The 9,995-nt window shown below is 65.5% G+C and carries 15 protein-coding genes; 4 read left to right on the forward strand and 11 right to left on the reverse strand.

Annotated elements, in window-relative coordinates; all coding sequences use genetic code 11:
- Window positions 1-537 precede the first annotated feature (537 nt).
- The 3 genes from ASG32_RS26650 (at window position 538) to ASG32_RS26660 (ending at window position 2,415) form a co-directional block, all read left to right on the forward strand.
- Window positions 538-999, forward strand: coding sequence for a MucR family transcriptional regulator (locus ASG32_RS26650; protein ID WP_056532292.1), 462 nt, complete (start codon window positions 538-540; stop codon window positions 997-999).
- A 634-nt stretch (window positions 1,000-1,633) separates the two neighbouring features.
- On the forward strand, window positions 1,634-1,963 hold the full coding sequence (locus ASG32_RS26655) for a hypothetical protein (protein WP_056532294.1): 330 nt from the start codon (window positions 1,634-1,636) through the stop codon (window positions 1,961-1,963).
- Between the two features lie 113 nt (window positions 1,964-2,076).
- Window positions 2,077-2,415, forward strand: a complete 339-nt coding sequence (locus ASG32_RS26660; protein ID WP_056532296.1) for a hypothetical protein — start codon at window positions 2,077-2,079, stop codon at window positions 2,413-2,415.
- Between the two features lie 103 nt (window positions 2,416-2,518).
- Here ASG32_RS26660 and ASG32_RS26665 read toward each other — a convergent pair whose 3' ends face one another.
- The 6 genes from ASG32_RS26665 to ASG32_RS26690 all read right to left on the reverse strand — a co-directional run bounded on the left by ASG32_RS26665 (window position 2,519) and on the right by ASG32_RS26690 (window position 5,956).
- Window positions 2,519-2,926, reverse strand: coding sequence for a hypothetical protein (locus ASG32_RS26665; RefSeq protein ID WP_056532297.1), 408 nt, complete (start codon window positions 2,924-2,926; stop codon window positions 2,519-2,521).
- Between the two features lie 86 nt (window positions 2,927-3,012).
- Window positions 3,013-3,762 carry a hypothetical protein gene (locus tag ASG32_RS26670; protein WP_157862083.1) on the reverse strand — a complete coding sequence of 250 codons (750 nt, stop codon included), beginning with the start codon at window positions 3,760-3,762 and terminating at the stop codon, window positions 3,013-3,015.
- Window positions 3,763-3,797: 35 nt separating this feature from the next.
- Window positions 3,798-4,823 carry a hypothetical protein gene (locus tag ASG32_RS26675; RefSeq protein WP_056532301.1) on the reverse strand — a complete coding sequence of 342 codons (1,026 nt, stop codon included), beginning with the start codon at window positions 4,821-4,823 and terminating at the stop codon, window positions 3,798-3,800.
- 56 nt (window positions 4,824-4,879) lie between these two features.
- Window positions 4,880-5,158 (reverse strand): hypothetical protein, encoded by a 279-nt coding sequence (locus ASG32_RS26680; RefSeq protein ID WP_056532303.1) that lies wholly within the window; start codon window positions 5,156-5,158, stop codon window positions 4,880-4,882.
- A 65-nt stretch (window positions 5,159-5,223) separates the two neighbouring features.
- Window positions 5,224-5,655: a hypothetical protein gene (locus ASG32_RS26685; RefSeq protein WP_056532305.1), complete on the reverse strand. Its 432-nt coding sequence runs from the start codon at window positions 5,653-5,655 to the stop codon at window positions 5,224-5,226.
- 10 nt (window positions 5,656-5,665) lie between these two features.
- Complete coding sequence (locus ASG32_RS26690; protein WP_056532317.1) at window positions 5,666-5,956, reverse strand: hypothetical protein; 291 nt, start codon at window positions 5,954-5,956, stop codon at window positions 5,666-5,668.
- A 112-nt stretch (window positions 5,957-6,068) separates the two neighbouring features.
- Here ASG32_RS26690 and ASG32_RS26695 point away from each other — a divergent pair, with 112 nt between their 5' ends.
- Entirely contained in the window at window positions 6,069-6,323 is a 255-nt protein-coding gene (locus tag ASG32_RS26695) for a helix-turn-helix transcriptional regulator (protein WP_348271900.1), read from the forward strand.
- Window positions 6,324-6,365: 42 nt separating this feature from the next.
- Here the strand turns inward: ASG32_RS26695 and ASG32_RS26700 are convergent, their stop codons facing one another.
- From ASG32_RS26700 to ASG32_RS26715, 5 genes are all read right to left on the reverse strand, one after another.
- Window positions 6,366-7,238, reverse strand: a complete 873-nt coding sequence (locus tag ASG32_RS26700; protein WP_056532309.1) for a hypothetical protein — start codon at window positions 7,236-7,238, stop codon at window positions 6,366-6,368.
- Between the two features lie 9 nt (window positions 7,239-7,247).
- A complete protein-coding gene (locus tag ASG32_RS26705; RefSeq protein ID WP_056532311.1) occupies window positions 7,248-7,505 on the reverse strand; it encodes a hypothetical protein in 258 nt (85 codons plus the stop codon).
- Window positions 7,506-7,679 (reverse strand): hypothetical protein, encoded by a 174-nt coding sequence (locus ASG32_RS34620; protein ID WP_199866164.1) that lies wholly within the window; start codon window positions 7,677-7,679, stop codon window positions 7,506-7,508.
- Window positions 7,680-7,703: 24 nt separating this feature from the next.
- Window positions 7,704-8,372 carry an acyl-homoserine-lactone synthase gene (locus tag ASG32_RS26710; RefSeq protein ID WP_056532313.1) on the reverse strand — a complete coding sequence of 223 codons (669 nt, stop codon included), beginning with the start codon at window positions 8,370-8,372 and terminating at the stop codon, window positions 7,704-7,706.
- 90 nt (window positions 8,373-8,462) lie between these two features.
- Complete coding sequence (locus tag ASG32_RS26715; protein ID WP_056532315.1) at window positions 8,463-9,209, reverse strand: LuxR family transcriptional regulator; 747 nt, start codon at window positions 9,207-9,209, stop codon at window positions 8,463-8,465.
- Between the last annotated feature and the right edge of the window lie 786 nt (window positions 9,210-9,995).

Consider the following 9,995-nt stretch of genomic DNA (forward strand, 5'->3'; position numbering starts at 1 on the left):
CATCGCCACCCGCTACGAGAAGCGGGCTGCCAACTACCTCGCCATGGTCACCCTCGGCATGACCATGCTCTGGCTCACATGAGTTTGCAGAGACGCCCTAGAGCGCACGTCCAGTTTAAGCCGGGGAAGGCGATGCGGGCACGGCTGAACCCGGACGAGGCGGCTCCCGATCAAAAGGCGGGGGCCTCTCTGCGGGCTTCCTGATCGCACGGCTCAGCCTCTGCGGCGCTGCCAGCCAAGCGGCAGTTGAAGTTTTCCCGGGCTTCGGAGCAGGGCGCCGGCACCCGCAGCGTCACTCGTAACTGGACAACGTGCGGCGGGTCTCGGAGGCCTTTGCGCATTCATCCTGTTGCCTTGTGGGCAGAACAGGCAACAAATCCGAATTTTGGCAGGCCCTTACCCATTCTAGAGGCATCTTCAAGAGGCGCGAAGGTGGTCACCCCATTTAGATAAGTTGCGCGCAACTAAACATGAGTCTTGATTTTGCGTTCTGCCTGACCCATTCCCGGGACAGAGCGCGACGCAGGAGCGAGAGTCTTGAACCAGGAACCTCAAGATGTCAGCCTCGACTTCACTGAGCTGACCGCTGACATCGTTTCAGCCTACGTGTCGAACAATCCCGTTCCGCCGGCTGAGCTGCCAGCCCTGATCGCGAAGGTTCATGGAGCGGTCGCGGCTCTCACCAGCACGGGCGGTATGGGTGCTGCAGCTCCAATCGTCGAGATCGAGAAGCCTACCCCTGCTCAGATCCGAAAGTCGGTTCGTGACGACGGGATCGTCAGCTTCATCGACGGCAAGGCCTACAAGACGCTGAAGCGCCATCTGTCCGCAAACGGTCTCGATCCGAAGAGCTATCGGGATCGCTACGGCCTGCCGGCCGACTACCCGATGGTCGCTCCGAGCTACGCCGAGCAGCGCTCCGCCCTCGCCAGGGCGATCGGCCTCGGGCGCCCCGGCGCCATGGCTGAGACTGCTCCGAAGGGTCGTAAGGTCGCCTGAACGGCGAGCGCTTATCGTGCCCGCTGCGTTGCGCGGCCGAAGGTCTGAGCCCACGTCAGAGTCACGACGTTGCCGCCCTGGATTTGCGACGGCATCGATGCAGGTTCGGCTGGGATTACCTGAGTCGAACCTGCCCGCCTTCGGCTGGTTGCTCCGATCCAGCGGACGATCCGCTTCGCAGGCCGGCGCCAGCTCACCCGAGCTTCACGTGCCGTGCTTGGGCGACAGCTGCGGGGGCCTTCCCTAGCGCGCTTCACCATAGCCATACGCTTGCCTCTACCACTCATGGGCCGTGGCGCGAGCAATGGGGCAGCCTTCTATCTGCCGAACACATCCTCGTCCTCAGAGAGGATATCCTGCGGTTGTGCTCGCCACTTCGACGTGGCGTCCCAAAGACTTGCGTGTGTGTTCCAAAGGGGCGGCGGGATCGGCATCAAGCGCGCCCCTACGAGAACGCCGAGGAACGTTCCGGCTGAGGGCCTCAGCAAAGGCAATGTTTTGGAGGGCGCCTAAGGGAACCCGGAAATCGCTTGAGACCCTGCGTGACCGGTGATGGTTTCGAACAGGCCTTCTGTGCGTTGAGGATTGAGCGCCCCAGCCCCGGCCGGCGCACATGCGCACCGTGGGAACACCGATGAGCGGGCAGAGCGACAACACGATCCGTCTAGAAGGCCGCTACGGCAGCTCGGCTGATGAACCAGAACCTCTCACCCTGCGGTGCAACTTGGTCACGTACCGGGATGCGGCGTTCAAGGAGACGAAGGGCGCGGACGGTTCGGTCATGCGGTCAGTGGTGGAGCAACCGTCGCTTATGGTCTCGGGCCTGCCCACCGGCTTCAACCCGGCGATGGGCGACTGGACCCATATCGCCTCCAACCTGCTGCCGAATGGGCAGGGGGAACTCCGCAGCATCATGCCGCTGGGTAGCGACAGGGCTCGGTTCGTCATCAAGTTCGGGAGCTGACGGTGGTCCGCCCCTGTGCTGGCCCTCTCGGATGTGCTCCAAGAAGCTGAGAGGGCTCGCAATGCGTTGAGCGTTAAACGCAGCTTGCACACGTGCTCGGCACGGGAGGGCCAATGAGCCCGCAGGACGCAAACACCATCCGCTTGGAGGGCCGCTTCGTCGGTCGTGCCGACACCCCCTCCGTGACACTAAAGTGCAGCGCAGTCGCATTCCGTGAGGCGGAGTACAGCACACGAACGGGGGCGGACGGCTCCACCATGCGCCTGATGATCGTGGAGCCTTCCCTGTTCGCGATCGGAGTGCCCTTGGGCTTTGATCGATACCGGAAGGGCGACTGGACCCACATCATATGCTCCGAGATCCCGGGCGAGGAGGCCGAACTACGGGGTGTCTTCCCGGTAGATGGCGATGGCGCACGCTTCACCCTGCGCATGGTCGGCACAGCTGTTTGATGCTGCGGCGTTGCACTGGCTCTCCGCGAGCTTCCTTGCCAGTGTCAGATCTACGTTCAGACCATGAGCTATCAGATCAACGTGCTCCGTGACGCGGCCGACATCATGCCCGTTCCAGGAGGTCCATGAGCAGTGTGCCGGCCGCCGCGATGACATTCCCACGGCCGCGCCACGGCAGGATCTCGGCCTCGGCCATCGGCTCGGCCGCCACCGCTGGCAGCACAGTCTCGGGCTCCTCCTGCTCCCGATCCTGATCACCGCCGCGCATGCAGACGACCTGACTACCCTCGTGGTTCTCGGGAGCGGCCAACGAGGGCTCAGCGTCCCCGCCGTCCTCATGGTCTGCGTCGCCGTCGAGCCGGTCCAGAACCGCAATGATGCGGTCTGCGGCGTCGAGGGCGGTCTGTGCCGCCTTCTCCAAGCTCGCGCGCAGTTCAGCGCCGGCCAGCAGCGGCAGGGTCTCGGGAGCGGTCCGTTTCGGACGCGGGGTGAATTGGAGCACGTCGCCCATGGGGTCAGGTCTCAGGGTGTGAAGGGGAAGGCCCGGCAGGGTCCGGCCGGGGCGGTACGCACGGATACGAGAAGGGCGGCAGGGGCTTAGGCCCCGTCCCTCGTCGCAGCCTCGACAGCCGCCAGCAGCGCCAGGAAGGGGTCGCCGCAGAACTCTTGACGCACCTTGGCCTGCCAGTCGGGGCCGAAGGTGAGTTCCGCCTGGGAGGCTACGTAGCGGGCAAGAGCAGCCCGGCCCTCGGCAGTGGTCGGCACGGTGGCCCAGGCCGCCGCGCGGGTGGCTCGCTGATCCCGCTCGATGACGTCCTCTTGGGACCGCTCGGCATCCGTCAGGCGGCGGCCCTCGGTGGAGGCGGCAAAGGCCGTCATCGCAGCCTCGGCGTTCTCACTGGCGGCGATGGCTGCCAGTACCGGGTCGGCCTCCGCTTTCGCCGGGTACTCATCCGCATGGGCTAGGGCGAACAGTTCGCCGATGCGCAGCTCGTGCGCGATCTCGGCAAAGCGCAACTCGCGCAGGCTGGCGATGGGCTGCAGCCGGGCGAACTCGGTCACGGTGATCTCGCCGGTTTCCATGGCCCGCATCAGCTCCCGCGTGGTCCACGCACCCCCTGTCGGGTGGTCCAACTCGGGGCAGTCGTGGAGCGGCAATGCCCGGATCGAATGCTGATGGCAGGCGTCTCGCCAAGCGGCCTTCGCCTCCGCGCTACCCGGCGCGAACTGCGGAGTTGCGGGGCGATTGAGTGCGCCGATACTGGCGCGAAGGTCTGAGGCCCGCTCTTTCAAGGACCGGCGGTCGGCGTTGCGACGGAACAGATTGGACAGCTTGAGCGAGGGCATGTGCCCCTCCTGATGTTCGAGAATGGGAAGGGCGGTCAGGCGCGGGCGAACCGCGGATCGGCGGCACGGGGCTCAAGCCACAGGTGGATGGCGCAGCTATTCGAGGACTTCTCGTTGTAGAGGCCTCGGATCCGGTCGCGCGTCTCCAGGGAGGCGCCATCCGTGCTCGGATGGATGAAGGCCCATTCCGCCCGCTCGGCGCGGTACTCGACCCGGCCGCCGGCCGCCTCCCACGCGGACAGCCACGCCGGCACGTCGAAGTCGGGCTGGCGCAGGGCTACGCCCGTGATGGCCGCCGCGCTTTGCAACAGGATCGTGTAGGGGGAGCCGCCCTCGTACCAAGTCGTTGAGGCCAGGGCGCGGGTATGGACGGCGAGCCCTTCTACGGTCTTTGCGGGCGTGCGCCTCAGTAGGCCATGCGCGCGCCCAGCCGTCTTCCTCGCGTCCTCATACTCATCGGCCAGGGCCTGAATGCGGAACTGCCGCCTCAACTCGTCGTAGCGGGCATCGTAGGCGGCGGCCGCCGGCAGGAGCGAGCGCCAGCGCCGGATCATGTGAGGCGTCTGCCCGCCCCGTCCGAGCAGATTGACCGCGGTCCCGATCGCGCGTTGCAGGGCCTCTCCGGTCCACCCGAAATCCGGGTTCAGGCGGTCGTCGTGATGCACGAGGCGGATCGGCAGCCGTCGGCTGGCACGCACGCCGTAGAACGGCGAGAAGGTCTGAGCCTCCCAAGACGTCATCAGCAGTTCGGGCGGGAACGGGCCCAGCGCAGCGCGGAAGGCGGCGTAAGCGGCTCCATGGGCCGCCCCGGCAGCCTTCTCGGCATCATCGGCACGGGCGCACAGCGCCTCGATGTCGAACAGGTCTTGGTCGGGGTGCGGCTGGACCTGGGGGGCGGGCGACGGGGCCAGGGCGAGCGCGGGCAGCGGGACCGCTACGGCGACAGTGCCGGCCACGACGGTCCGGCGGCTCAGGCTCGCACGGAGGTCGGCAGCACGGTCGCGCAGGCTGGCGGTCGGATCGCGGCGGATCAGCTTCTTGATGGACATGCGCAGGGACATCGCGGGATCCTCGGAGGGGCACGCGGGCGTCCGGCCCGCTCGGGTGCGGGCAGGGGTCAGAGGAGAGAGGCGAGGCCGGTAAGGACGATGCCGCCGCCGATGATGGCGATCGCGGCCAGCAGCTCGCCGGCCGTGTCGAGGAAGCGCAGGGCGCGGCTGTGCTCGGTGTCGGGGCGGACCGGAGCGACGGCCTCCCACGGCTCGATAGCGCCCGGCTGCTGCTCGTCCGGCAGGTTGCGGTAGCGGCGGTCGACGGGGACGCGGACCGGCTTGCTGCTGACCGTGATGCGGACCGGGACGGGCTGCGAGAAATCGGGGATACGGGCGTGCATCATCTTTCGGGCTCCCGGTGGGGCTCGTGGCTGTGGGTCGGTGGTGGCGAGGGGGATGCGGGCGGCGGCTAGCCGGGCGAGGCGCGGGCGAGCTGCGTCACGTCGAGGGCGACAGCGCCGGGGCGCTGGGCGACCTTGCGGAGGCGGCTGCGTGCCGCGCGGAAGGCGCACGGATCGCCGGAAGCCTCGGCGCGCCGGCGGTAGTAGGCGACGAGCGCCGCGGCGGCCTCGGGCGCCGTAGGCGTTAGGGCATGCAGCTCGTCCCGGGCGTCGGCACGAGCCATGGCCAGTCCGATCCGGTAGGCCCTCCAGTCGGCAGGGAGCGGTAGACCAGCGGCCTGGATCTCTCGAGCAAAGCGCCCGGCCTCGCGGTAGGCGGCATCTGCGGCCTGGGCCCGGCGGATAGCGGCCGGGAACGGATCAGCAGCGGCGGCCGTGGCGCGGTAGGATGCGAGCGCCAGGGCTGCGGCCAGAGCCGAGCGGCGGGTGAAAGCAGACATTGGCCGAGCCTCAGTGCGCGGCGGCGCGTTGGGCGGCCTTGGCAACCTGCCACGCGGCCTTGAGGGCCGAGGACATGGCCTCGGCGCGTGAGACGCCGCAGCGCTCCTGAATGCCGGAAGCAGCCTTGCAGGCGGCAGCCATGATGGCGGCGCGGTCGTAGCGGCCGGCGACCACGAGAGGGCGGGTGCGGGCGCCGAGCTGTACCAGAGCGCGGGCGCCAAGCATGCCGGCGGGGATCGTCGGGCGGCTGTCGTGCAGCGAGCGGGAGAGGCGGTTCCAGGAGACGGTGCGGTTGGACATCGGGCACCTGGTCATATGATTTCGTTGAAAAACAGATTTTAGATATGACCGTCGCCTGTCAACGCCTTTGATGGATGATTGACGAAAAAATATGACGAGCTATCTTGCTGCCATGCTTACCCCTGCCTTGTCTCGCGCCGCCCGCGCCCTGTTGGATTGGTCGCAAGAACAGCTCGCTGAGGCATCGCATCTTGGGCTGTCGACGATCAGGGATTTCGAGAGAGGCCGGCGCGTGCCCAGCCACAACAACCTGGCGGGGATCGAGCGCGCGCTGCGGGATGCAGGGATAGAATTCACCCCGGAGAACGGAGGCGGCGCCGGTGTCCGGTTCAGGGACCGAGCGGATGGGACGCGGGACGACCACTAAAACTTGGCGCCCGACCAGCGCCCTCCCTCGCCTCAGTGATGCTTACCGCCTGCGCCATCCTCTCGGAACCATCAGCCCCGATGCCGTAGGCCTGTAGCCGGTCAGCGGGGGCGGCAGCATCTCAATGAGCTTGCCCGGGTAAGCCCGCTTGAAGAGGTCCGGGAATGGCAGCCCGCCATATATCTCCCAGTCCGCGCAGGCCATGACGCAGACGTAAAGCCCCTCATGAAATTGAACTAGAGCAAACACTATCGAGAAATCGTCGGTGTTGTACCGATAGATAAATTGCGGGTTGGAGTGCTGCTTGCCTTGAACGAGCTTCTTATCGAGCGGCATGATGCTGAGAAGGGGTTTCGCCGTCTCGAATGCCAAGCCTGAATTGAGGAAGAATGCGGTCCTCATGCCCCCAGTCATCGGAATGCCGTAGCCGCAGTGCTCACGGAATAGGGCCATCCCGAGCTTTGCCGCGAACACATTGAGGTAGGCCTCTGTTTTCGGCCCACTGCGTGTCTGAAGCATTCGACGCATGATGCCGCCGGGACCAGGGACGACGACGATCTCCTGAAACCGCTCGAACTCCTCCACGACACCCGGCGCAGTCGTCCGCAGGGATCCACGAAGGCGGGCGGCCTCTACCAGCCGCCAGTCGATCACGCCCGGCCTGGGGGAAAACCGCGCGACGAAGGCCGCAACCGTATCTGCTCCGCGCGTCCCGTTGTTGCAGGACTTGCAGGCGGCGAACTCCATCCCCTGCAGCCGCTGCTGATCCTTGAACATGCCGATGGGCGGCATGTGCTCAATATGCATGGTCTCAGCGGTGACAGGTGTGTCGCAGTAGATGCACCGGTCGTCAGTCTCGGCTAGCCGCCGCCGCAGCTTCAGATGCGCGGTGTCTTTCCTTCGGCTCTCGCTCATCCGCTGAGCCTACTCCACCCTGCGCCACTTCACGGGCGGTAGGGCCTCGCCGGGCGTGATCGCGTCCCGCTGGTAGAAGGTCCGCCGGTCGCCGATCACCACCTCGGCGACATCACCGATCGCCTCGATCACCTTTGAGGTCGCGTTGTAGAGCGGGCCCTGCGGCTTGGCCCAGGTGAGGACCAGAAAGCACTGCTGCCGCCAGCGTCGAACCTCCTCCAGAAAGGCGACCTCCTCGGCCCGCCCGAAGACCCCTTGCCTCGCCATCTACGACAAGCGCGCAGCGATCTTAGTGCCGAGGTCAATCAGCAATAGATCGACCATTGCCCGAAGCCCCGGATCCGGCAGCTTCTCAAGGACGGCTCGCAGCTCGATGGCGAGTTCAGCCGCCGCCTCTAGAGGGTCGATCTCAGCGCCTTCAACTTCGTTCATTGTCGACATGCCGTGCCTGCGTCAATCGGGAGATCAGTGGCCGCTTGGCTGAACCCTGAGCGCAGGACGCTCCCGGATTGTTGCACGAGCGCGCATGATCGGCGCCTCCAGACGTGAGCCATGGGCGGAGAAGGCTGTCTCTGCGACCGCCAAAGTTTCTGGAACCAGGCGAGCATAGATGGGCAACAGCAGTGCCCCGTCGTAGGTCGTAGGCAGCGCGAGTGGCTCGACGTCCCAGCCCATATCCATGACCCGGTCGACGAGCACGGGATGAGTCTGGACCAGCAGCCCGTCGAGATCCAAAGCCTGAACGGCTCGCGCAACCGCTGCGAAGGCCGCTCGCGTCAGGGCGCTCGGTCCCTTGGTCTCCCGCTTCTTCGGCGACACGGCATGGCGGGTCCACTCGTAGATCAGCGGACCAGAGGGCGAGGGCGCGCCCTGCATGATCTCCGGGTACACATGCGTGACCAAATGCGGCCGCGTCGTTGGTAGAAGGCGCGCGTAGGAGATGACCTCCCCGTGCTCCTCGCCGACGATGTGGATGCTGTGGGGGCCGTCAAACTGGTCGCGCTCACGGCCATCCGGCTTACGGCACGCTTCCCAGCCCAAGTGATCGACGAAAAAGCTGTGCCTGAATTTGTAGATTTTTTCGGCGAGATCAGGAAGGTCCCGGTCGATGTCGCCGGTCAGGAGCTTGAACATCGCGATTACTCCATGCTGGGCATGGAAATTGATCGCGAAATCTGCAGAACGCCGACATCCGTAGATCTACGGATGAGGCTTCCTGGCCGTTCAGTCTATGATCCGGCGGCGCAGGGCTTCGGCCACCGCCTGCGTGCGGGAGACCGCGTTCAGCTTACGAGCCGCGCTGGCGAGATGCTGCTCGACGGTCCGCGTCGAGATCGACAGGATGACCCCGATCTCCCAAGCGGACTTTCCCGCGGATGACCATCTCAGACATTCGGCTTCACGGCCCGTCAGCGGTGACGGCGGTGTGTCGTCCTCATCCAGAGCACCTCGCCGCCGGGCGATGGCCTTGGCGGTCGACATCGCATAGATCGCCACGAGGTGCAGCGCAGCCCGCTCATCCGAGGAGAGGCGGACCTGCTCCCCTCCGAAGCTGACGCCAGCCTCCGTTCCGTCGATCTGGTGGAAGGGGACGCAGAAGCCCTGGTTGAGCTTGAAAGCGCGCGCCTCATCCATCACGATCAGGCCTTGCGGTGTTCCGCGAGCGTCGACAGCTTCTTGCCAGAGGAACGGATCAGTCGTCCCGCGGATATGGCTGATGACCGGATCCACATGCATGTGGCGCTGATCCTGGTAGCGATGCCCCCATTCTGGCGGCCAACCCGAGATCAGTGAGCAATCGAACAAGTTTTCGTGCGGGGATCTGGGTAGCCCGGCGATCAGAAACGCTTCATATCCAAAAATCGCACCGCAGCGCCGCAGTTCGGTGTACACGTCGATATCTGTGGCAGCCTTGCGCAGTCGGTGGACGACATCGAATGCGGTCTGTCGAATGCTGAGCCCGCCAGCCATCCTGGAACTGATCCCCTCGCAGCGTGTCTGGTTACGTGATGCGCCCTGCCGCACATGCGCCAGAGTACAGCTTACGCTATAGCAGCATCAGCAGCTTGCAACGAGAGCGGGTGTCGCGCAGTGACGGATCGAGAGCGTACCCTTCGCCTGTTGCAGCAGATCTCGAGCCTAACAGGCGTGGATTGCGCCACGTTCATGGCCTTTGCTCAGGAGGCTGAAGTGCCTGGCGGAGACGATCAGGCTGCCGGCAGCCAAGACACGCTTCTACTGCTGCGCCTGATCCGGGCATACCGCGCTCTGCCGACGGCAGAAGCCCGCTTTAACGCCCTTCAAATAATTGAGTCGCTTGCCGTCCGGCCTATACCCCGTCTGTGAGCCTCGGCTTGCCGCTGTCATCTTCGCCGAGCGTGCCGATCAATCGCCAAAGTTCCTGATGCTCGGGGCCGTTGCGACCAGAGGCGAGAAATGTCGCGAGACCGAAGTCTGTCACATGGCCACCTGAAGCGATGTCACCGGCATGCCGCATGACGCTGTGTCCAGTCGCAGGGTCGAACAGCAGGTGTCATTGGTTGCCGTTCGGGCTGGCATAGATCAGGCGATTGGGTTCGGAATGGCTCATGCTCGGCCTCCGGTGCGCCAAACCCACGTCAGCACTCGAATTGCACGTCGTCAAACCGGACCACGAAAGTGATCCTCCCTCGGTGTCGCGGACACAGGGAGATCATTTCGCGGTCCTCTCGGCTTGCTCGGGCGTGAGATAGCCGAGTGCCGAGTGGATGCGTTGCC

It is taken from the genome of Methylobacterium sp. Leaf361, assembly GCF_001424445.1.
Lineage (GTDB): Bacteria > Pseudomonadota > Alphaproteobacteria > Rhizobiales > Beijerinckiaceae > Methylobacterium.